20 protein-coding genes and 3 tRNA genes are annotated in these 20,502 nt (G+C 60.6%); 10 read left to right on the top strand and 13 right to left on the bottom strand.

Going from position 1 to position 20,502, the window contains the following annotated elements:
- Nucleotides 1-21 precede the first annotated feature (21 nt).
- The 4 genes from M1E02_RS21210 (at nucleotide 22) to M1E02_RS21195 (ending at nucleotide 1,410) form a co-directional block, all read left to right on the top strand.
- Nucleotides 22-95: transfer RNA gene (locus M1E02_RS21210), tRNA-Ile, on the top strand.
- A gap of 32 nt (nucleotides 96-127) precedes the next feature.
- On the top strand, nucleotides 128-271 hold the full coding sequence (locus M1E02_RS21205; RefSeq protein WP_479376135.1) for a DLW-39 family protein: 144 nt from the start codon (nucleotides 128-130) through the stop codon (nucleotides 269-271).
- Nucleotides 272-343: 72 nt separating this feature from the next.
- Nucleotides 344-419 (top strand) — tRNA-Ala (locus tag M1E02_RS21200).
- Between the two features lie 82 nt (nucleotides 420-501).
- Entirely contained in the window at nucleotides 502-1,410 is a 909-nt protein-coding gene (locus tag M1E02_RS21195) for a DMT family transporter (RefSeq protein WP_479376134.1), read from the top strand.
- Nucleotides 1,411-1,431: 21 nt separating this feature from the next.
- Here the strand turns inward: M1E02_RS21195 and M1E02_RS21190 are convergent, their stop codons facing one another.
- Nucleotides 1,432-2,304 carry a glycosyltransferase family 2 protein gene (locus M1E02_RS21190; protein WP_479376133.1) on the bottom strand — a complete coding sequence of 291 codons (873 nt, stop codon included), beginning with the start codon at nucleotides 2,302-2,304 and terminating at the stop codon, nucleotides 1,432-1,434.
- A gap of 122 nt (nucleotides 2,305-2,426) precedes the next feature.
- Complete coding sequence (locus M1E02_RS21185) at nucleotides 2,427-3,410, bottom strand: hypothetical protein (RefSeq protein ID WP_479376132.1); 984 nt, start codon at nucleotides 3,408-3,410, stop codon at nucleotides 2,427-2,429.
- A 154-nt stretch (nucleotides 3,411-3,564) separates the two neighbouring features.
- Here M1E02_RS21185 and M1E02_RS21180 point away from each other — a divergent pair, with 154 nt between their 5' ends.
- Nucleotides 3,565-4,110, top strand: coding sequence for a peptidylprolyl isomerase (locus tag M1E02_RS21180; RefSeq protein WP_479376131.1), 546 nt, complete (start codon nucleotides 3,565-3,567; stop codon nucleotides 4,108-4,110).
- 10 nt (nucleotides 4,111-4,120) lie between these two features.
- Nucleotides 4,121-5,002 (top strand): rhomboid family intramembrane serine protease, encoded by an 882-nt coding sequence (locus M1E02_RS21175; protein WP_479376130.1) that lies wholly within the window; start codon nucleotides 4,121-4,123, stop codon nucleotides 5,000-5,002.
- Nucleotides 5,003-5,746: 744 nt separating this feature from the next.
- On the opposite strand, the gene M1E02_RS21170 is transcribed toward M1E02_RS21175, so the two are convergent.
- A complete protein-coding gene (locus tag M1E02_RS21170; RefSeq protein ID WP_479376129.1) occupies nucleotides 5,747-6,352 on the bottom strand; it encodes a DNA-3-methyladenine glycosylase I in 606 nt (201 codons plus the stop codon).
- A 60-nt stretch (nucleotides 6,353-6,412) separates the two neighbouring features.
- The gene (locus M1E02_RS21165) at nucleotides 6,413-6,664 is read right to left on the bottom strand and encodes a cell division protein CrgA (RefSeq protein WP_479376128.1); all 252 of its coding nucleotides are present in this window, start codon (nucleotides 6,662-6,664) and stop codon (nucleotides 6,413-6,415) included.
- Between the two features lie 173 nt (nucleotides 6,665-6,837).
- Between M1E02_RS21165 and M1E02_RS21160 the strand changes: the two genes are divergently transcribed.
- From M1E02_RS21160 to M1E02_RS21150, 3 genes are read left to right on the top strand one after another with little or no spacing between them, the layout of a single operon-like run.
- On the top strand, nucleotides 6,838-7,614 hold the full coding sequence (locus M1E02_RS21160; protein WP_479376127.1) for a class E sortase: 777 nt from the start codon (nucleotides 6,838-6,840) through the stop codon (nucleotides 7,612-7,614).
- 2 nt (nucleotides 7,615-7,616) lie between these two features.
- A complete protein-coding gene (locus tag M1E02_RS21155; protein ID WP_247041681.1) occupies nucleotides 7,617-7,787 on the top strand; it encodes a hypothetical protein in 171 nt (56 codons plus the stop codon).
- Complete coding sequence (locus M1E02_RS21150) at nucleotides 7,784-8,422, top strand: anthranilate synthase component II (protein ID WP_479376126.1); 639 nt, start codon at nucleotides 7,784-7,786, stop codon at nucleotides 8,420-8,422. Before M1E02_RS21155 ends, M1E02_RS21150 begins: the two co-directional genes overlap by 4 nt.
- A 15-nt stretch (nucleotides 8,423-8,437) precedes the next feature.
- On the opposite strand, the gene pknB is transcribed toward M1E02_RS21150, so the two are convergent.
- From pknB to M1E02_RS21115, 7 genes are read right to left on the bottom strand one after another with little or no spacing between them, the layout of a single operon-like run.
- On the bottom strand, nucleotides 8,438-10,357 hold the full coding sequence (pknB, locus tag M1E02_RS21145; protein WP_479378241.1) for a Stk1 family PASTA domain-containing Ser/Thr kinase: 1,920 nt from the start codon (nucleotides 10,355-10,357) through the stop codon (nucleotides 8,438-8,440).
- Nucleotides 10,358-10,388: 31 nt separating this feature from the next.
- A complete protein-coding gene (locus M1E02_RS21140; RefSeq protein ID WP_479376125.1) occupies nucleotides 10,389-12,197 on the bottom strand; it encodes a protein kinase domain-containing protein in 1,809 nt (602 codons plus the stop codon).
- Nucleotides 12,194-13,651 carry a peptidoglycan D,D-transpeptidase FtsI family protein gene (locus M1E02_RS21135; protein ID WP_479376124.1) on the bottom strand — a complete coding sequence of 486 codons (1,458 nt, stop codon included), beginning with the start codon at nucleotides 13,649-13,651 and terminating at the stop codon, nucleotides 12,194-12,196. Before M1E02_RS21135 ends, M1E02_RS21140 begins: the two co-directional genes overlap by 4 nt.
- Nucleotides 13,648-15,108: an FtsW/RodA/SpoVE family cell cycle protein gene (locus M1E02_RS21130; protein ID WP_479376123.1), complete on the bottom strand. Its 1,461-nt coding sequence runs from the start codon at nucleotides 15,106-15,108 to the stop codon at nucleotides 13,648-13,650. Before M1E02_RS21130 ends, M1E02_RS21135 begins: the two co-directional genes overlap by 4 nt.
- Nucleotides 15,105-16,826 (bottom strand): PP2C family protein-serine/threonine phosphatase, encoded by a 1,722-nt coding sequence (locus tag M1E02_RS21125; RefSeq protein WP_479376122.1) that lies wholly within the window; start codon nucleotides 16,824-16,826, stop codon nucleotides 15,105-15,107. The genes M1E02_RS21130 and M1E02_RS21125 overlap by 4 nt, the downstream gene beginning before the upstream one ends.
- 2 nt (nucleotides 16,827-16,828) lie before the next feature.
- Nucleotides 16,829-17,320, bottom strand: coding sequence for an FHA domain-containing protein FhaB/FipA (locus M1E02_RS21120; RefSeq protein ID WP_479376121.1), 492 nt, complete (start codon nucleotides 17,318-17,320; stop codon nucleotides 16,829-16,831).
- Complete coding sequence (locus tag M1E02_RS21115; protein ID WP_479376120.1) at nucleotides 17,317-18,063, bottom strand: FhaA domain-containing protein; 747 nt, start codon at nucleotides 18,061-18,063, stop codon at nucleotides 17,317-17,319. Before M1E02_RS21115 ends, M1E02_RS21120 begins: the two co-directional genes overlap by 4 nt.
- Nucleotides 18,064-18,429: 366 nt before the next feature.
- Here M1E02_RS21115 and M1E02_RS21110 point away from each other — a divergent pair.
- Nucleotides 18,430-18,512: transfer RNA gene (locus M1E02_RS21110), tRNA-Leu, on the top strand.
- Nucleotides 18,513-18,587: 75 nt separating this feature from the next.
- Here M1E02_RS21110 and M1E02_RS21105 read toward each other — a convergent pair.
- Nucleotides 18,588-19,295: a FadR/GntR family transcriptional regulator gene (locus tag M1E02_RS21105; protein ID WP_479376119.1), complete on the bottom strand. Its 708-nt coding sequence runs from the start codon at nucleotides 19,293-19,295 to the stop codon at nucleotides 18,588-18,590.
- 10 nt (nucleotides 19,296-19,305) lie between these two features.
- On the bottom strand, nucleotides 19,306-20,433 hold the full coding sequence (locus M1E02_RS21100) for an L-talarate/galactarate dehydratase (protein WP_479376118.1): 1,128 nt from the start codon (nucleotides 20,431-20,433) through the stop codon (nucleotides 19,306-19,308).
- Between the last annotated feature and the right edge of the window lie 69 nt (nucleotides 20,434-20,502).

Here is a 20,502-nt window from a genome sequence, read left to right as displayed (position 1 = left end):
TCTCGGCCCGATGAGGCATCGGGGCGTATAGCTCAGGCGGTTAGAGCGCTTCGCTGATAACGAAGAGGTCCCAGGTTCAAGTCCTGGTACGCCCACGGAACCTGCACAGGTTCAAGGAAAGATTCAGGTGAAACTGGATCGGATCGGGGTGCATGTGAAGAAGTTGCTGGTTGTTGCAGCGGCGGTCGCAGGCGTCCTGCTCTACAGGAAAGTGCAGGAATCCGAAGCCCGGAAAACAGTCTGGAGCGAGTCCACCGATACGGTTGACTAGCAAGGACGCCCGGCCTGGAAGTTGGCAAAAGGCTTCCTGGAACTAGGGTATGATTGACGGGTTGCTTCTTATGGGGGCATGGCGCAATTGGTAGCGCACCTGCTTTGCAAGCAGGGGGTTCGGGGTTCGAGTCCCCGTGCCTCCACCATAAGAAATGAGTCCCGGCCAGCAATGGCCGGGATTCGTTGTTTTAACCGTTCCGCCAGGACTGGCCGGACTAAAGTGGGCAAGTGACCTTTCTTATCGCGGCTCTTGGGGTGCTGGGTGTAGCCTCCTCAGGGCCGCTCATTGCAGCGACCCTTGGTGCCACGACTGTCAGTGCCCTCGCTATTGCTTTCTGGCGTAATGCAATCGGTGCTGCTGTCATGGTGGCTCCGGTAGTGATCCTGGACCCGCGCGAGCTGGGGCGTGTCAGGGCGTCCGAGTTCCAGTGGTGCCTTATTGCCGCAGTTGCCCTGGCCCTGCACTTCGCCTGCTTCATCACTTCCCTCCAACTGACATCGGTGGCCGCTGCCACAGCCCTCGTCTGCCTGCAATCCGCCTGGATTGCGGTCTTTCAGCTGTTCCGCGGAATCAGACACAGCTGGACTGTGCTGGCGGGGTTGGCGATTGCCTTTGTCGGAGTTGTAGCCATCACCGGATTCGATATGGGAAGTTCACCGGAGGCGCTGACAGGAGACCTGCTGGCGGTGGCTGGAGGTGCGCTGGCAGGCCTGTACACCCTTGCGGGAGGCAAGGCCCGGCAGACCATGACCACTGGCTCGTACACGACACTCTGCTATGGAATGTGTGCCGCCCTGGTAGCCGTACTGGCGTTGTTATCCGGCCAACCCCTCATTGGGTTCGAAGCTGCAGGCTGGCTCGGTATTGCGGCCATCACCGTATGCGCGCAACTGGTGGGCCACACGGCGTTCAACCATTTGCTGGCCACCATGAGTCCACTGTTGGTATCCATGATCATCCTGCTCGAGATCCCGGGCGCGGCTTTGCTGGCAGCCGTGTTCCTGGCGGAGACCCTGCCCGCGGGCACTTACGCCGGCCTGGCTCTGATTCTGGTGGGTCTGGCAGTCGTAGTCGCTGGACAGCGCAACTCGGCCCGGAAAGCAGTCCCGCGGCTCGCCGAGCTTGGAACAGACTGATCAGCTGGTTCCCGGGAAGGGCTATTGGCCCCCGCGGCTCTTAGGCTGTGAGGTATTAACCGTGTGGATCGCGCGCAGCAGCTTAGCCGGGAAATAGACCGAGAAAAACACCACCATGGGAGCCTTCAAAGCCATTTTCTTCACGTTGTGCGCTTTATAGGTGCGGTCGAAGCGCGTCACGTAGTAGCGGTAGTCCCGGGGTGAATCTTCCAAGCGACGGGCCGACATTCCTGACACCATCTGGGGCCAATACTGAACCTTGAGTTCGTGGTCGGCCAGGTGGAGCGAAAGGTCGATGTCCTCGTGCATCTCGTCTTTTTCGTCGCGGCAGGTCTCTTCCCGGATGGTTTCCCAGGCCGAACGGCGCATGGCCATGTTGGATCCAAAGAGGAAGTGGTACTGGTGTTTTGCCAGCTTGAGCATTAGTTGGCGCATTTTGTCATCAGCCTTGAGCCCGAAGCGGCGCATTGGCATGTCGTAGTAAACCACGGGGCCAGTGGCAGCCTGGACGGAGGGGTCCTTGAACGCCTTTTGAACCTGCTCCACCCAGTCGGGCTCGAGGACGGAGTCCGCATCAATACGGCCCAGAATGTCACTTCGGGCGTGATCCAGTCCGAAATTCCTGGTGGGGATGAGGCCCTGTTCCTTGTGTTGGCTCAACAGGATGATGGGACTTTCGGGATATTCAAGCTGCATCTGCCGGACAATCTTGGCAGTGCGGTCCTTGGACTTGTTGTCCACCACGATGATTTCGTCCGCCGGAACAGACTGGTATACGGCCGCGATCAGGCATTGCCGTATAACGCTCTCCTCGTTGAAGGCCGGGATAACAATGGAAACGCTCGGCAGGGGGTCAGCGTTCGAGGTATCCTCGGGGGCTTTTTCGGGTGACATCAGTTCAAATTTAGCACCGATGAAGTTGTCCTCAGCCGGTACCGCACTCCATCCGAGCGCAGAAAGGGCCCCGCCTCGGCGGAGCCCTTCCCCATTTTCAACCCGTTGTGGGGCAGCGTCAGTTACTTCTCAGCGGGTTTTTCCGCTTCATTAATTCCGTTGTTCCGGCTGGCGGCGATGTTCTTCACAGCAGTCTTGGCATCCGTGGCCACCTTTGCACTGGCGTCCTTGGCAGCTTCGACTGCGTCACCGGCGGCGGAGGCAACGCCGCTTGACGAATCGGCTGCCTTGTCAGCGGTGTCCGCAACTTTCTCACCCGTATCTGCGACCACACCGGTTGCTGCGTGCTTGCCATCAGCAAGGGCATCCCCCACTGACGTCGCAGGAACCGGAGCCGGTGTCACCGGAGTGGTGCCAACCGGTGTGGGCGTCTTCCAAGGATCTTCCACGGGCTTGGAGGCCTTCCAGGCTGCTACACCTGCTGCTACGGCCGCGGCAATTACCCCGAAGATCAGCAAACCGCGGTTCTTCGACTTCGGGGCTGCAGCCTTTTCCTTCGTGACGGCGCGCGTCGCTTCAGCAGCGGCGGCCTTCAGCTGGTTGCCGGTGGTCTGTGCCTGCTCCTGGATGGTATGGACAATTCCCACGTCACCGAGCTTCTGTGCCACTGCGTCAACACGTGCCGGAGCATTTTCCAACGTGCGATGGACGACGTCGGATGCCTGGCCGATCTGGTCTGAAAGTCGCGGCAGGTATTCCACTACAACGCGATCGCGGGCGTTGGCAATAACCGGGGTGGCCTTATCCAGAGCCTCGTGAAGCCGCGGAGTGGCGCCCTCTACTACGTCATGGATCTTCGGCGCCAATGTGGCCAAGCCATCCTGGATACGGGGCGTGACGGTGGCAACGCCGTCGGCCAGGTTATGGGCCGCCGACTTCAACCCTTCCTGAATCTTGGGAGAGGCGGTGTCAATGCCATGCTGCAGGCGGGGAACTGCCCAGTCCACCGCAGCCTCCACGCGGGGGCCGGCCCAGTCCTTGGCATTCTCTACTGCGGAGCTCACTGAGTGCTCCACGTCGCGGGCAATACGATCCGATTTCTTCACAACTACCTCCCGATTAATGTGGCGGTTCTTTCGTTAGCCTACGTGGATTGAACCTCACCGGCTATTCTTCAGCGGCAATTCGGATGGATTTCACCCAGCGCGGAACTCCTGTCCAGACTCTTTGCACCCGTACCCACCGTGGAAGAATGGCTTTATGACTGCCATCGCAACTGCAAAAGCAACCATTCACACGAGCCTCGGCGACATCGTCGTCAACCTCTTCGGCAACCACGCGCCAAAGACCGTCAAGAACTTTGTTGGACTGGCAACGGGCGAGCAGCCCTGGACGCACCCCGAAACCGGTGAGGACAAGACCGGTACCCCGCTGTACAACGGCACCATCTTCCACCGCATCATCAAGGATTTCATGATCCAGGCCGGCGATCCCCTGGGACGCGGCGTGGGCGGACCGGGTTACAAGTTCGACGACGAAATCCACCCCGAGCTGACGTTCAACGGGCCCTACAAGCTGGCCATGGCCAACGCGGGAATCCAGATGGGCAAGGGCACCAACGGCTCGCAGTTCTTCATCACCACCATTCCCACCGACTGGTTGCAGGGCAAGCACAGCATCTTCGGTGAAGTGGCTGATGAGGAATCAAAGAGGGTCGTTGACGCAATCGAGGGTGTCCGTACCGGCATGGGTGACCGCCCCGTCGAGGACGTCACCATCAACAGCATCGACATCGAACAGCTCTGATTCAGCTCCCATGAGTTACGGAATACCGGCGGCCGAGCCGTCCGCACAGATACCGGTTTGCCCCAGGCATCCGGACAGGCCTTCCTACGTCAGGTGCCAGCGCTGCGGCCGGCCTGCGTGTCCGGAGTGCCAGCGGTCGGCCGCCGTCGGGTTCCAATGCGTTGACTGCGTCAACGAAGCAGCACGGGCGACGCCGGGGGTCAGGACCGTTTATGGCGGCGCGGTTGCCACAGGCCGCCCGTTAGTGACGTTCGGAATCATCGCCCTTTGCGCGTTGATGTACGTTCTCCAATGGGTGATTCCCAGCGATTGGATCTTCCAGAAGCTGGCGTTCGCCAATGGATTCGTCACCCCCGAGTCTGGCCAGTTTGAACCATGGCGGATGCTGACCGCGGCTTTCCTGCACTCCCAGGGATTTGTCCTCCACATTGTGCTGAACATGTACATGCTGTGGATGTTCGGCCAAGCGCTTGAACCACTGCTCGGCCGGGCCCGATTCCTGGCCATCTACCTCCTCTCCGCTGTCGGCGGTTCCGTCGGCTATCTGCTGCTTACCCCTCCTTACATTCCCGGTCAGGGCGGCGTTGGAGTGATTGGTGCTTCCGGCGCAATCTTTGGCCTCTTCGGCGCCATGCTGGTGGTTCAGAGGCATCGCGGAGGTGATACCAGGCAGCTCTGGGTCTTAATCGCGATCAACGGAGCCATTGGATTCATTGTCCCCGGCATCGCTTGGGAGGCCCACCTGGGTGGACTCGTGACGGGTGCCGCCTGCGCCGCTGCTGTTGCGTATGCACCCAAAGGCAAACGGCGGGGGCTACTCCAGGCCGCTGGGCTTGTGCTGGTGCTTGTGGCTCTGGTGGCCCTGTCCTGGTTCCGGGTGGCAGCAGCTTAGTTCGAACTACTTACTACGTACCCGTCCCCCGGTGGCCCAAGGCCACCGGGGGTTTTCTATGCCCTTCACCATCCGGCGGCAATCACCTCGGAACTGTGATGCCACTGTCCGCAGGAAGGCGCATCCGTGGTTCGTGGAACTTTATCCACAGGACTTATCCACACTGTGAGTAACTTACACGGCTGTAGTTCACGTGTTCCGGGAAGCCACAAGGCCGGTGCAGGCCTTTTTCCACGATTGGGATCGCACTTTGTCCCCAGCTGTGGATAAGTGGGAAGGCTCCGATTGTTGTTAAGTGGACAACTTTTCCCGGTCCCAGAGTCCAATTTGTGCCCTCAGGGATCTCAACAGCGTCCAAATCCACAGGATTATGCACAGGTGTTAATAACGCGGCAGCCATCTGCTTCCCGGTATTCCTTGCGAATGAGCGGAAACGAGAGATCAGTAGCGGGTAACAGGAGACGTTATCCCCATCTGTGGATAACTTTGTGGAACCTGTGTGGATGAGATCCGCCTATGGCATGGCGAAATGGAGATTTTCAGCAGCCCCGCGGATATCCACAGGTAAATCCACAGTGTTAATAACTTACAGAAATGTGATTCCGTAAGGATCTTCAGAGCTGTGGCTTGTAGCGAGGGGCCGGCGTCACCGGTGGCTGGAGCTTATGCACACTGTGGATAACTTTGCCCACATGGGTAGCTGGACGTTCACCGCCACCGCTAGAGGACTGCGGCTAGCAGTGGCTATGAGCTCCAGATGCCGGATGATCCTCTTCTGTGGCTATCCACAAGATGGGTATCGATCATCCCGATGGCTTCCATCAGGGCGTACATGGTGGTTGGTCCAACGAAAACAAATCCACGCCTGCGGAGTGCCTTGGAGAGGGCGATGGATTCGGGGGACGTTGCGGCGATCTCCCCGAAGGTCTTGGGCATGGGGGTGGTTGCGGGCTGGAAGCTCCACACAAAATTCACCAACCCGCCGTCGGGCCTCAATGCGATGGTGGCCTGGGCATTGGTGATAGCTGCCCGGATCTTCATCCTGTTCCGGACGATTCCGGGATCCAGTAGCAGCCGTTCGACGTCGTCATCGGTGAAAACAGCCACAGTCTCGGGGTGGAAGTCATGGAACGCTGCGCGGAATGCGGGACGTTTCCGGAGAATAGTGGCCCAGGAAAGACCGGCCTGAAAGGCTTCCAGGCTGATGCGCTCATACAGCCCTTGCTCATCACGAACAGGGAGTCCCCATTCGGTGTCGTAATACTCCCGCAGCAGCGGATCACTGGCCGCCCACGGGGGTCGCGCCAGTCCGTCGTCGCCGATGACGGTGCCGTTTCCTTCAGCAGTCATGCTTCAGCCCCCGCCCCTTCAGCTCACCGTCGAAAGGGAGCGGACTGACACCTTAGGTGTTCAGGAACGCCAGCGAGTGGTCATAAGGAAGCCGAGGATGGCGATGCCAAATCCCGCGACAATGTTCCAGGACTCCCACTCGCGTACAGGAAAAGCGCCTTCGCTGATGTAGTAAGTGATGATCCAGAGCAACCCAATGATCATCAGGCCGAACATGACCGGCTTGAACCAGACGGGGTTTGGCTTATAGGCCTGCGCTGCAGCCGGCTGTGCCGTGGCTGCAGTCCTCTTGCGTGGCTTCGACTCGGGCACGGGTCCTCCTTGGCGGGCTGAATCAAGAGTGGCGCCCCTGGCTTGGTATCCTGCAATGAGGAAATGCCGGCGGTCAGTGCCCTCTTGGTCACGTCTGAATTCTTACTAGCAGCCAATTCTAGCTGCAATTCAGCCGGAGCCGGTGCCGCCGCTCACGCCGAAGGGGAGAATCAGTGCTGCTGCAGGAGAAGGAGACGCGCGTTGCTGTGCAACTGCCGCGCGCCGGTGTTCTCCGCACGGCTGTTCAAGTCCTGGGTGAGCTGCTCATTACGGCGGGGGTCATTCTGCTGCTGTTCGTGGCTTGGCAACTATGGTGGACCAACGTTGAGTCCGACGCCAAACAGAGTGAAGCAATAAAGAACTTCGTCCAGGAACTGGGACCGCCCACTCCGGTGTCCCCGGCCCCATCCAATCCCGCAGACTATGGGCCGCCTGTGGTCTCGCAGCCTCCAAGTCACGGCGGAACAATCGGAATCATGTACGTGCCCCGCTTTGGAGCCGACTACACCCGGCCCATCGTCCAAGGCACCTCAACGGATGTCCTGGATACTTTGGGACTGGGCCATTACAAGAACACGTCCATGCCGGGAGCGGTGGGCAACTTTGCGGTGGCGGGTCACCGGCAAACCCACGGAGCGGTGCTGGATAACATCCATACGCTGGTGCCCGGGGACAAGATCTACGTCCAGACCAAGGACGGATACTACGTCTACGTGTTCCGTAACAACCAGGTGGTGCTGCCCACGAGCACGGATGTGCTCCTCCCGGTACCAGCCCAGCCCGCGGCGACCCCGACTGAAAGCTTCCTGACCATGACCAGCTGCAACCCACGCTTCGGCGCACAAGAGCGCATCATTGCTTATTCGGTGCTCGAACGATGGCAACCGGCCTCGGCAGGACCGCCGGCGGAAATAGCCGCGCAGGTGGCCAAAGCCCGCGGGGAGGGCTAAGTATGTACGGCTGGATATTCCGCCATCTTCCCGGGCCCCTTTGGCTGCGCATCCTGACGTCGCTGGTGCTTGCCGCCGCCGCTGTGGTGCTGATGGTCCAGTTCCTGTTTCCCTGGCTCTCCCAGTTCACCCAATTCACCGACTCAACGATTGGTTCAGTAACCCAGCCATGACTACCAAAATCCTGGTCGTAGACAACTACGACAGCTTCGTTTACACCCTGGTTGGTTATCTCCAGGAGCTGGGCGCGGAAACCACGGTGGTCCGAAACGACGACGTCACCCTCGCCGAAGCTATCGAGCTGGCTGAAAGCCGCGACGGCGTACTGGTCTCCCCCGGGCCGGGCACCCCAGCTGAGGCGGGCGTCTGCATCGAACTGATCAAATGGTGCGGAGGTCAGAGCAAGCCCATGTTCGGAGTGTGTCTGGGTCATCAGGCCCTCGCCGAAGCGTACGGCGGAACAGTGACCCATGCCCCTGAGTTGATGCACGGAAAGACCTCGCTGGTGGAGCACCACGGGACCGACGTGTTTTTGGGTCTGCCCTCTCCGGTCACGGCCACCCGCTACCACTCCCTGGCAGCGGTACGAGGGACCATTCCGGAGGTCCTCGAAATCACCGCTGAGACGGCCACTGGTGTGATCATGGGGCTTAGGCACCGGACGGCGCCTTTGAGCGGCGTGCAGTTCCATCCGGAGTCTGTTCTGACAGAAGGCGGATACCAGATGCTGGGGAACTGGCTGGAGTCATTGGGAATGACAGGGGCAGCCGCTCGCGCCGGGAAATTGAGCCCGCTCATCAAGCACTGAGGCCGGCAGACGGTCCTACTTTTTGGAGGGTGTGGCCGACGGCGTAGGGCTGGGTGGTGGTGGAGGCGGGGCTTTCGCCACAGTCACCGTTATGGCCTTGCCCTGCTCTACCAGGGCGTTCAGCGGGTCGCTCTGCTCCGTGACGCGCCCGGGTTCAACCTGGCTGTTTTCGACTTCCCGTAGCACCATCACCAGGCCGAGGTTCTTCAACGCAGTCTCTGCCTCGGCTTTAGGTAATCCCCGCAGTTCCGGCATGGAAACCTTGCCGGTGGAGACCACCACCTCCACTGTGCTGCCCACTGCCACCACTTGGCCTGGTGCAGGATTGGTGGTGATGACGATGCCCGCTGGAATAGTTGCGCTGTTGGCCATGGTGGTAACCGGTGCCCCCACCAGACCGGATTGGCGGAGGACGTCGCGGACCGCAGCTTCAGTTCTCCCGGCCAGACCCTCCGGGATCTTTACGGCACTGGGACCCTCGGAGATGTTCAGGATGACATCTGAATCCGGATCCAAGGACGTCCCGGCCGCCGGAACGGTTCCGATCGCGACCCCTTTGGCAATACTGTCGTGCTGGACCCGCTTTATTTGTGGATTAAGGCCGGCGCCATAGAGCTTTTGCAGTGCTTCAGACTCAGTCAGCGAAGTCACTGCCGGGATGTCCACTTTGACCACCGGAGGTGGCGGCTGGTTAACAATGCTGTAGACCCACGCGCCGCCGCCAGCGAGCACCAACAAGGTGAAGATGATCAAAGTGGCGACCCATGTCCGACGGCGGGACCTTTGCCGCGGTGTACGCTCACGCTCCGGTTCAAAACCAAGCGGCAGTCCCGCCGCCCCACGTGAATCATAGGCTCCGGCAGCGCCGATCGAAACCGCGCCTTCTTCTCCGGATGTGTCGTTCAAAGGCCTGATCCTGCCGCTGGGCGACTCATCCAGGAACTTTGCGCCGGAGAGGGACAGAGCTGTGGTCTCAACCGCCCGCTCGGTCAGCGGGACCGTGTGGTTCGGATCAGTCGGCGCTTCACTTGCCAGGAGATCGGGCACGGCCACGCCGTTGCGCGCAGCCCGCAGGGCGCGACGGAAGGCAGCAGCATCCTGAAAGCGATCCGCCCGGTTCTTTTGGAGTGCCTTGGCCAGAACTGTGTCCAGGGCAGGAGTGACGTCCGGGTTGAGGGTACTGACAGGCTCAGGAATTTCCCGGACGTGCTGGTAAGCAACGGACACTGGACTGTCTCCAATGAACGGGGGCCGCCCGGCGAGCATTTCATACAAGAGGCATCCTGCTGAATACAGGTCGCTGCGTGCGTCTACCGTTTCACCACGGGCCTGTTCCGGTGACAGGTATTGCGCTGTTCCCACTACAGCCTGTGTTTGCGTCATCGTGGCCGAGGAGTCCGCCATGGCGCGGGCAATACCGAAGTCCATGACCTTGACCGAGTTGGAGTTGGTGCAGAACATGACGTTAGCTGGCTTGATGTCACGGTGGACTATTCCCGCTTTGTGGCTGTATTCAAGAGCCGACAGGACGCCCAGGGTGAAATCTATTGCTTGATCGATGGTGACTTCCCCGGCACGGATGAGATCCCGGATGGTCTTGCCCGAGACGTACTCCATGACGATGTAGGGAACCCTTACGGTGTCTTCCGGACCGCCCGGCACTGCATGCTCGCCTGTGTCATAGATGGCAACGATCGAAGAGTGGTTCAGAGCAGCGACTGCCTGCGCCTCCCGCTTAAAACGGGCCTGGAACTGCGGATCCCTGGCCAAGTCAGGCCGCAGGAGTTTCACTGCAACGGTTCGCCCCAAGCGGGTATCGACGCCGCGATAGACGTCCGCCATGCCGCCCCGGCCAATCAGCTCGCCGAGTTCGTAACGGCCGTTGAGGACGCGTTGAGTATCCACCGGGAGGCTATCCTCCCGGTGTGACGGCATACGGGGCGAGTCTGACACGGTTCTGCTCTGCCTACGGAGCCGGTGAGCTGGTAGTCGGAGGAGATCCCAATCCCAAAGGCTTGGAAAGGTGATAGGTCACCACGGATCCGGCGGGTACCTTCATCCCGGCCTCAGGGTCGGAGCTGACGAAGGTTCTGGCGGGTTGAGTTGGAGATCCGGACACGTCATCGCCCTTGGCCCAGCGCAGCCCGGCGGCCTGTATGGCTTGCTGAACCTGGGATTCGGTGCTGCCGACGCCGATGGCAGGAACCGACAGCATCTCCGGGCCCTTCGAGTAGGTCACGGTGATGGTTTCGCCGGGCTGCACCGGTCCCGACGGATTAATGTCGGTCACTGTGCCTGGGGCTGCATCGTTGAAGACCTCCTCACCCTTGACCGTCAATCCAAGTCCGATCAGCTCCGCCCGTACCTGGTCATAAGGGCGTCCCTTGTAAGCGTCCGGAATGAGGTTGATGGTGGCCGGCGTGCTCTGGGTCGGTGTGGGCGTGGGACTCGGCGTGGGTGAAGCCGCCGTCCGGGTGGGCGAGGGCGTGCTGCTGGTCGGTGCACTGACCGATGGGGCAGAGCTGGTGGCGGCCGGTTGGGGGAATAAGAGGCCTGACTGCGTCAGGATGAATCCGATGAGCGCGAAAAGGACCAACAGAATGAGGGCGATCAAAGGCCATGTCCAGGGGCTGCGCCCGCGACGCTGAGGCTCATCTACGGGCTCGTCGTACTCCTCCTCCTGGATCCAGGTCCGCTCTGCGGCAAGGGCATTCGCGCGCGAGAGGGTGTTCCGGGCTCCCCCCTCTTCGCCGTTGGCGGCTGCGGCTCCTGCTGCTGCGCCTGCAGCAGCTGCGCCGAGAACCGGCAAGGCGGAGGTCGACGTCGAACTGTTCCGTTCGGCGCTGGAGCCAATGACGCCGGTGGGTGCAGTGGGAATGTCCACGGGTGCCGTGATGGGGCCGGTTGTTGCTTCGAACAGGAGCATTCCGGGCACTGCCGCGTGAGCTGCCGCGATGTCGCCGTTGCGGATCGCTTCCGCCGCCTCCGCCAGCTTGATGGCATTGGCAGGACGGTTCTTGGGATCCTTGGAAAGCATGGACATCAGGAGCGCCCGCACCGGCGTCGAAAGGGTCTCGGGAAGAGGCGGCGGGGCGTCGTTCACCTGGGCCAGGGCAATGGCGATCTGTGACTCACCAGTGAAGGGCCGGTGGCCCGTCAGGCACTCATATCCGATCACGCCAAGGGAGTAAATGTCGGACGATCCGGTAGCTGTCTGCCCGGTGGCTTGCTCAGGGGCAAGGTACTGGGCAGTGCCCATCACCTGCCCTGTCTGCGTGAGCGGCACCTGATCGGCCAGACGGGCTATGCCGAAGTCTGTTACTTTTACCCGCCCCTCCGGGGTGATGAGCAGGTTTCCTGGCTTGATGTCGCGGTGCACAAGGCCCTGGTCATGGGCGACGGCCAGAGCCCGGGCAGTCTGGGCAATCATCGACAGTGTGCGGTCAGGTGAGAGCACTTGCTCATGTTCGATGATGCTGCTCAGGGGCTGGCCGGGTACCAGTTCCATGACGAGGTAGGCGGAGCCTTCCTCCTCACCGTAATCAAAGACGTTGGCGATGCCTACGTGATTCAGGAGGGCCGTGTGGCGTGCCTCGGCGCGGAAGCGCTGGAGGAAACCGGGGTCGCCCGTGTACTCCTCCTTGAGTACCTTGATGGCTACGATGCGGCCAAGGATCAGGTCTTTGGCTTTCCAGACCTCTCCCATGCCGCCAATCGCAATACGCGTGGTCAGCTGGAACCGCCCGCCGAGGGTGATTCCCGTTGTAGGCCTCACTTATTCAACACCGCCTCAAAAATCTTCTTTGCATTCGGACTGGTTAGCTGTGCGCCGGTGGTGATGTCTACGTCTTGCATGACGATAGTGACTGCCACCTGCGGGTCGTTGGCCGGGGCGAACCCGGTAAACCATGAGTTGTTCAAGCCATCGGTACCGAGCTCAGCGGTGCCGGTCTTGCCCGCCACCTGGACGCCCGGAACCGCTGCGCCCCTGGCGATGCCGTTGCTGACCACGCTGGTCATCCACTCGGTAATCTGACGTGAGATTTCCGGCGTGGTGGAAGTTCTCAAGACCTCGGGTTTCGGCTCATCGATAACCCGAAGATCCGGCGAGCGGAGGGCTTTGATGAGGTTTGGCTTCATCTGTACACCACCGTTGGCAATGGCGTTGGTCATGAGCGCCACTTGCAACGGAGTAGCCCGAACGTCCCGCTGCCCGATGGCAGACTGAGCCAGCCCCGGGGCGTCCAAGTCATCGGGAAAGCCTTGAGTGTCGTAGTCGAGTTTCAGTTGATCGCCCATTTCCTCGCCGAAACCAAACTTCTCCGCCTGTTGGGCAATGGCGTCGCGGCCGAGATCTCGCGCAATGCTTGCAAAGGGAGTGTTGCAGGACTGCTGCAGGGCGAAGGCAAAGCTTGCGGTGTCCTGGGTATAGCAGCTGCCGCCGGCGTAGTTTGGCAGCCGGTACTCGATGCCAGGGAAAGAAAGCTCCGCCGGGTTCGGGAGAACACTGTCCTTGTTGTACTTCCCGGAACTGAGGGCGGCAGCGGTGTCCACGAGCTTGAACACGGATCCTGGCGCGAGCAGGGCACCGGTGGGGCCGCTGACACTCTGGTTCAGGTTGATTCCCGGAACCTTGTTCAGCTCATTGATGTTCGCTTCAGCAGCAGCATTGTTCTGGGTGGCAATAAGGTTGGGATCGTAGGAGGGCTTGGACACCATGGCGATGATGTCCCCTGTCTTCGGATTGGTCACCACGATTGAGCCACGTTGACCGTCCGGAATGAGGTCGTAAGCAAGTTTCTGGATCGCGGGATCAAGGGTCAATTCCACGGAGGCACCCTTGGGTTGGTTGCCAAGAAAAAGCTGGCCCACCCTGTCGAGGAACAGTTGGTCCGAACTCCCCGCCAGTTCTTGGCTCAGGCCTTTTTCGAGTCCCGTGACGCCAAAGCTCCTGGAGAAGAACCCTGTGATCCCCGCATAGAGTTCAGGTTGCGTGTAGGTCCGCTGGAACTGGCAGCTTTCTGAGCCTTCCACGGACTGGGCAATCGGGCTGCCGCCCACGATGATGGCTCCGCGGTCGTTGCAGAAGTTCTGAAGGAGGACCCGGCTGTTCAGCGGGTTTGCCTTGAGTTCATCGGCGCCGACCACCTGTACATAGCTGACGGCGCCAAAAATGAGGGCAAACATCGCCACAGCGGCGATCCATGAGTGTCGAATGGCCTGGTTCACAGTTGCTGCACCGCCTCAGTTTGGGAGTCAGTCCGGATTTGTGTGGTCCGTCGGGGGGTCGGGGACCCGGGTTGCCCAGGGATGGCTGGGACAGCCTGGCGGGTGCCCGTTTCGGTTCCCGGAGGAAGGGGCGTGGTGTCAACAGGGCTTCGTGCCGTGTGGGAAATCATCAGAAGCAGGCCCACAATGATCCAGTTCGCCAGCAGGGAGGATCCGCCCGCCGCCAGGAACGGAGTGGTCAAGCCGGTCAGCGGTATTAGCCGCGTAACGCCGCCAATAACCACGAAACACTGCAAGGCAATGGCGAAGGACAAGCCGCACGCCAGCAGCTTTCCGAAGGCGTCGCGGGTACCCAACGCAGCCCGGAAGCCGCGGGTGAAGAGCAACAGGTACATCAAAACAATCGCGAAGAGGCCAATGAGTCCCAGTTCCTCACCGAATGAGGCGATGATCATGTCGCTGTTGGCAAAGGGAACGGTGTCGGGACGTCCCTGGCCCAGCCCCGTGCCGACCAAGCCACCGTTGGCCATTCCGAAGAGTCCTTGAACGATCTGACGGCTGCCACCGAACTGGCGCTCATAGACATCTGGAGTGAAGGCGTTGAGCCACCCGTCGATGCGGAGCCCCACGTGGGAGAACACCCGGGAGGCAACGAACCCGCCGCCAAGGATAAGGCCGACACCAATGACTACCCAGCTGACGCGGCTGGTGGCCACATAGATCATGACGATGAAGAGTCCGAAGAACAGCACGGATGAGCCGAGGTCCCGCTGGAAGATCAGAACACCAATACTGACCAGCCAAGCGGTGATCATGGGGCCCATGTCTTTGAAGCGGGGAAACTGCAGGGGACCTATTTTGCGGCCTGCCAAAAGGATGAGGTCCCTGTTGGAGGAAAGATAGCCGGCGAAGAATATGGCCAGGGTTATTTTGGCAATCTCGCCAGGCTGGAAAGTCCAAGGCCCAAGCCGGATCCACACGCGAGCTCCAAGAATTTCACCAGCGGAGATCCCGGGAATGAGTGGAAGGATAAGCAACAAGGCACTTACTGCAAGGGAGATATAGGTGAAGCGCCGCAGGATGCGGTGATCCTTCAAAAACCAGATAACGGCGACGGCGACGGCCATGGCAACCAAGGTCCAACGGAGTTGGTCATTTCCGGTCTCAGAATCCGGACCGTCCAAGCGATGGATCATGGCAAGGCCAAGGCCGTTGAGTGCAACCACGAGGGGAAGTATTACCGGGTCGGCATACTTTGCTCGGAAACGGAGAACCGCATGAAAAACCAGGGCTGCTACGGCCAACAGGCTTGACTGGAACCAGAAATCGGAGTCGAATGCCTTCTCCTGATCAACGCCGACCAGAGCATTTGCGCCGATTCCCACGGATAACGCCAGAAGCAAGAGCAGAAGTTCTACATTGCGGCGGGGCTTGGGGGCTCCATCTGTTTTCGTCATTTCACCACCTCGCAGTTCTGGGCGTTCTGTCCCGGCGAAACAGAAGGTGACTGGGTGGGCGCCGGTGTGGGTGCCGGCGACGCCGTGGGACTTGGGGCGGGGCCTGTTGCACCAGGAGTGCCTGAAGGCGCTGCGCCGGCTGGCGGTGAAGGGCACGCTTCAGAAGGTGACGTGGTCCCGGTTTCCTCCAGGTTCTTCACGATCCGCTGCGCATCATAGAGGTCACGCGCAGGTACGGTCTGGCGGACGCGCTGTTGGGAAAATTCAGGCAGGGAGGACATAGGGATCTCAGTTACCGCTTCGAGGGTGGAGAGCTGGATTGGGCCCAAGCGCTGGGAGACGCCGTTATAGATGGCCACGCGCTGGTCATACTCCCCGATGTAGTAGCGGGTTTGAGTCCAGGCGTACCCTAGCCAGAGACCAACGCCAAGTAAAACAAGGACAACCACGGCAACCGCCATGCTAAGCCACCGCCGCGGCCGATATGACGAGCGGTAATCCTCGTAGTCGTCTCGTGCCTGGTCGGATTTGTGGGTAAGGACAGTGGCAGCGCGACGGGCGACAGTACGCCCTGCAATGGATGGAATCGATCCAGTCTCAGCCGCAGTGGCAGCAGCTCCCACGAGTTCATGCGGCCTGCTGGCAAGTTCTTCCTTCAAGACCTCTGCTGAAAGGTGCTCTCCGAGGGCCGGATCAGTGTCGGCCCCGGGATCGTCTGACTCGTCATCACCGGCCTGTTCATTGCCAGGAGCTGCTCCCCCCGGAGGGCGGGAGCCGGCATCGGCGTCGTCGCGGTCCGGGAGGACTGCGCGGGTGGAGCCGGGGTTTGCAGGTGCGGATCCGGCGCTCCGCTGCGGCCCAGCATCCTCCGCGACGGTGGCCGAGATGGTCTCGGCCTTGGCGTCACCTGGCGGGACGATGTCGACGGCGGCGGTACTGACGTCGTCGAGCGTTTCCTCCGCTATTTCCAACATCACTACGGTGACGTTGTCCGGGGATCCTGCTTCGAGGGTCAGATCAACAAGGTTGTCCGCGCATTCGCGGAGGCTTTTTGTCTCGCGCACGGTTCGTTCAACAACGTGGCCTGCAACGTAGTTCAGCCCATCAGAGCAGAGCAGCCAGCGTTCTCCCGGCTGGACGTCCAAAGCATCAAGATCGAGTTCGGGGCTGGCGTCGACGTCGCCCAGCACGCGCATCAGGACGTTCTTGTGGGGGTGGGTTTCTGCTTCTTCGGGCTTCAGCCGGCCTTCATCGATCAACCGCTGGACGAAAGTGTGGTCGACGCTGACCTGTTCAAAGACACCATCGCGCAGCCTGTAGGCACGCGAATCACCGATGTGGGCGAAGTGCAGTTTGCCTTCCGCCAACAGCAAAGCCGTCACGGTGGTGCCCATACCGGCAAGCTTTGGATTCATGTGGACGAGTTCGGACAGCAGCGAGTTTGCCGTTTGGATCTCATCTGCCAGGACGGTGGTGGCGTCCTCCTCATAGGTGTCCTGATCAAGGTGGATCATGTCCAGCACGGTAGCCGCGGACGCTACGTCGCCTCCTGCGTGGCCGCCCATTCCGTCTGCCACAACAGCGAGATGGCGGCCCACGTAGGCGGAATCATCGTTTTTTGCCCGCACCCGACCGACATGCGAGCGGGCTGCGTAACGCATGATGAGGGGCCGCTTCGAGGCGATTGCCTTGTCTGCGGGAACGTCCGGGGCGGCCATGGTTATGGCCTCAATTCAATAACCGTCTTGCCGATTCTCACGGGGACGCCAATCTCAACCGGAAGAGCCCGGGTGAGTTGTTGGTCAGCCAGATATGTACCGTTGGTGGAGCCGAGGTCCTCGATGAACCAGCGGCTTCCTTGCGGGAACAGCCGTGCATGCCGGCCCGAGGCGTAGTCGTCCTCAAGAACCAGGGTTGCTTCCTGAGCGCGCCCCAACAGAATAGGGCTGGCCGCGAGGGGAATGGTGCGGCCCTTGAGCGGGCCCTCCGTGACTACCAGTTGCCGTGCCTGCTGCTTTACGGGTGGGGGTGTGGAGTCGGCCAGGTTCGGATTTCGACGGACCTGGCGTGCTGTGGGAACACCTGTCGCGGCCTTCTTGCCGATCATAAGATCACGACGCATTGCGGCGACGATGCTGAAGATAAGGACCCAGAGCAGCAGAAGAAAGCCGAAACGAAGGACTGTGATGGTCAGGTCACTAACATCATTCACGCGCGACCACCGGTGTTAGCGGGCAGGAGGCGAAAGACAATTTTGGTCCGTCCCATCGTGATGGTTGAGCCGTCGGTCAGTTCCACGCTACCTGCCACCTTGTGTCCGTTGACGTAACTGCCATTGGTTGACCCCAGGTCCACAGCTTCGGTTACGCCCCTGGTAGTGCGGACTTCCAGATGGCGGCGGGAAACGCCTGTGTCGTCGATGAGGATATCGGCTTCCGATGAACGGCCGAGCACAATTGAAGCTGCATTGAGGGAATAGCGCTGGCCGTCAATGTCCAGGACAGGCTGCATCCGGACGGGTTGCCGTGCTGGAGCTGCCGGAAGATTGTTGCGCGGAGGCGGCGGGGCAGCGGGTGCACCTGTGGACTTCTCCGTTTTAGAGCCGATCTCAAAGTCTCCCGCCCGCAGGGCGTCGTCGCGCTGGAAAGAAATCCGCACTGGACCCTGGAGCGTATACCCCTGGCTGCGAACATGCGCGATGACTACGTCACAGAGTTCCTCGGCGAGGGGCGTACCCCATTCCTGGGCCCTGACGAAGTCGTCGTCGCTGAGCTTGACGTCGAAAACGTTGGGGGCAAGCGTGCGTCCGGCGGCAATGGTGATGGCCTTGTGATCGACTTCGCGACGCAGGCGGCTCGCAATTTCCACAGGCTCCACTTGGGCCCGGGAACCGGTGGAGAAGACACCGCGGACGGCCTTTTCAATGCCGCGCTCGACTTTGTCCAGCAATCCCATGGTCCCTCTCCTTTCCTGACGGCTGCCGAGCAGCTCACGCACTTCGAACACAGTTGACAACGCACAAGTTCATACCCGGAGGGCATGCAGGGCGCAGGCACTCCTACATCAGATACTACTGGGCACGGCTGTGAATGACCTTAATCCACAACGCCCACACCGCCAGAATAGTTCGTCCCGGCCATGCATGGAGACTCTTGGGGAGCACGTCACCGGACTTTCGACGGCGGTGCTGGCGCAAGGTACCCCGGTGAACGGTAAGGAGGCGATTCGCGTTTTACCGGGATCGTCCGTTATGCTTGATCTCGCTGCTTTTACGCAGGTGATGGTCCTGATATTGGACAGTCAACCGCTGAAAGAAGTTGCGCGCGAGTGGCGGAACGGCAGACGCGCTGGCTTCAGGTGCCAGTGTCCGAAAGGGCGTGGGGGTTCAAATCCCCCCTCGCGCACGCAAATAAGAACCCCGGTCTTAGGACCGGGGTTCTTTGCGTTTAGCCTGATTCCGGGTTGGGACCTGGCTCGAATCAGGCGGTCGCACCGCGCTGGGAGGCGACCAACCGGCGTCGCGAGTTCACCAGGTGGTTGCGCATTGCTGCAGCAGCACCGGGCTCATCCTGCTCAGCAATGGCCGCATAGATGGACCTGTGCTCCTGTGTCACCTGCTCAAAGTGGTCACGGGCAAAATCTTCGGCTCCAGTGACCAGCCTTGTTCGCGGCATGGCGATCATGGTCTGGCCCAGGTTGGTTAGGCACTCGGAGTAATAGGGATTGCCCGTTGCTGCTGCGATGGCCCGATGGAAGCCGTAGTCGGATTTCATGGCATGGGCGGGATGACCTGAATTGGATATGAATTCTTCGAGTGAACCCTGAACAGCCTTCAGTTGACGCTCACTCCGGTTCTTGGCTGCAAGGGCCGCGCTTTCACTTTCTACCCCCATCCGGAACTCGAGCAGATGCAGTCGGTCCTCCAACGTGGCCACAGGCCGGCTGCCAGGGGTAGCGGACGGCCCCGCGATTGGAGGCGTCAGGACAAAACTGCCACGCCCGCGTTCGGTCTCCACCAGTCCCTCGGCCTGGAGCCGGGTCAAGGCGGACCGCACCACAGTCCTGCTCACACCGAACTCGCCGATCAGTGTGTTTTCGCTTGGCAGTTTATCTCCGGGCTGAATTGTCCCCTCGACAATGCGGTTCCGTAGGTCCGCTGCGAGATCGGCGGTCAGGTTTCGGCTCATGAACCCAAGATTACGCGCCAACTTCCACCGAATCGGTGGTCCAGGCACGTGCCTGGTCGCTCAGGGTAACGCCGAGGCCGGGACGGTCGGGAACCAGCATTCTGCCGTTTTTGGTCTCAAGGCGTTCATTGAAGAGCGGATCCAGCCAGTCGAAGTGTTCAACCCAGGGCTCAACCGGATAGGCCGCCGCCAGGTGGAGGTGGATCTCCATGGCAAAGTGCGGGGCCAGCCCAAGTCCGCGTTCGTCTGCGAGGGCAGCAAGGCGCAGGAACTGGGTGATGCCCCCTACCCGGGGAGCGTCGGGTTGGATGATGTCACAGCCGTTGGCGGTCATCAGCGCTTTGTGTTCAGCCACTGAGGCCAGCATTTCGCCTGTTGCGATGGGCGTGTCCAAGGCCTGGGCGAGTTGGGCATGTCCTTGGAAGTCGTAGGCATCAAGAGGTTCTTCGATCCAGACCAGATCGAATTCCTCCAGCCGCCTGCCCATCCGCAAGGCGGTGGCTCGGTCCCATTGCTGGTTGGCATCCACCATAAGCGGGACGTCCCAGCCCAGGTGGTCACGGACTCCTGCAACGCGGCGCAGATCTTCTGCAGAATCCGGAAGTCCGACCTTGATCTTGATGCCCCCTATTCCTTCCTCGAGCGACTGGGTTGCCCGGGCCTTGACCTCGTCAAGGGTGGCGTTGAGGAACCCTCCTGACGTGTTGTAGGTCCGCACCGAGTCACGGTAGGAGCCCAGGAGCTTGGCAAGGGGCAATCCTGCGCGCTTGGCCTTGAGGTCGTAGAGCGCGACGTCGATCGCGGCCAGTGCTTGGGTGGCCACTCCGGAGCGGCCCACCGAAGCGCCTGCCCAAAGCAACTTGGTATAGATCCTGCCGATGTCGTTGGGGTCCTCACCGATGACTCCCTGCACAACTTCCTTGGCGTGCGCATACTGGGCAGGGCCCCCGGCACGCTTGGAATAGCTGAAGCCGAAACCGGTGTGGCCCTGTTCAGTCAGTACTTCGGCGAACAGGAAAACCACTTCTGTCATGGGCTTCTGCCGTCCGGTAAATACTTTGGCGTCACTGATCGGAACTGCCAATGGCAGGCTGGCCGTCGAAAGTTTGACGTGACGGATGAGATCGATGCTGCTCATGGTTCTCCCTTGGCGCTGAAGTGCAGGCGGCGTTGCCTAGTACTTATAGTACAAGCATAAGACTTGTAA

Source organism: Arthrobacter sp. Z5-13 (assembly GCF_056499105.1).
This window is presented reverse-complemented; position numbering and strand designations above follow the sequence as displayed.

Coding starts and splice junctions, on each gene's coding strand:
- M1E02_RS21190 (WP_479376133.1), bottom strand. CDS start 2,304: ATGTCACCCGAAAAAGCCCCCGAGGATACCTCGAACGCTGACCCCCTG.
- M1E02_RS21180 (WP_479376131.1), top strand. CDS start 3,565: ATGACTGCCATCGCAACTGCAAAAGCAACCATTCACACGAGCCTCGGC.
- M1E02_RS21175 (WP_479376130.1), top strand. CDS start 4,121: ATGAGTTACGGAATACCGGCGGCCGAGCCGTCCGCACAGATACCGGTT.
- M1E02_RS21170 (WP_479376129.1), bottom strand. CDS start 6,352: ATGACTGCTGAAGGAAACGGCACCGTCATCGGCGACGACGGACTGGCG.
- M1E02_RS21155 (WP_247041681.1), top strand. CDS start 7,617: ATGTACGGCTGGATATTCCGCCATCTTCCCGGGCCCCTTTGGCTGCGC.
- M1E02_RS21150 (WP_479376126.1), top strand. CDS start 7,784: ATGACTACCAAAATCCTGGTCGTAGACAACTACGACAGCTTCGTTTAC.
- pknB (WP_479378241.1), bottom strand. CDS start 10,357: ATGCCGTCACACCGGGAGGATAGCCTCCCGGTGGATACTCAACGCGTC.
- M1E02_RS21130 (WP_479376123.1), bottom strand. CDS start 15,108: ATGACGAAAACAGATGGAGCCCCCAAGCCCCGCCGCAATGTAGAACTT.
- M1E02_RS21125 (WP_479376122.1), bottom strand. CDS start 16,826: ATGGCCGCCCCGGACGTTCCCGCAGACAAGGCAATCGCCTCGAAGCGG.
- M1E02_RS21115 (WP_479376120.1), bottom strand. CDS start 18,063: ATGGGATTGCTGGACAAAGTCGAGCGCGGCATTGAAAAGGCCGTCCGC.
- M1E02_RS21105 (WP_479376119.1), bottom strand. CDS start 19,295: ATGAGCCGAAACCTGACCGCCGATCTCGCAGCGGACCTACGGAACCGC.
- M1E02_RS21100 (WP_479376118.1), bottom strand. CDS start 20,433: ATGAGCAGCATCGATCTCATCCGTCACGTCAAACTTTCGACGGCCAGC.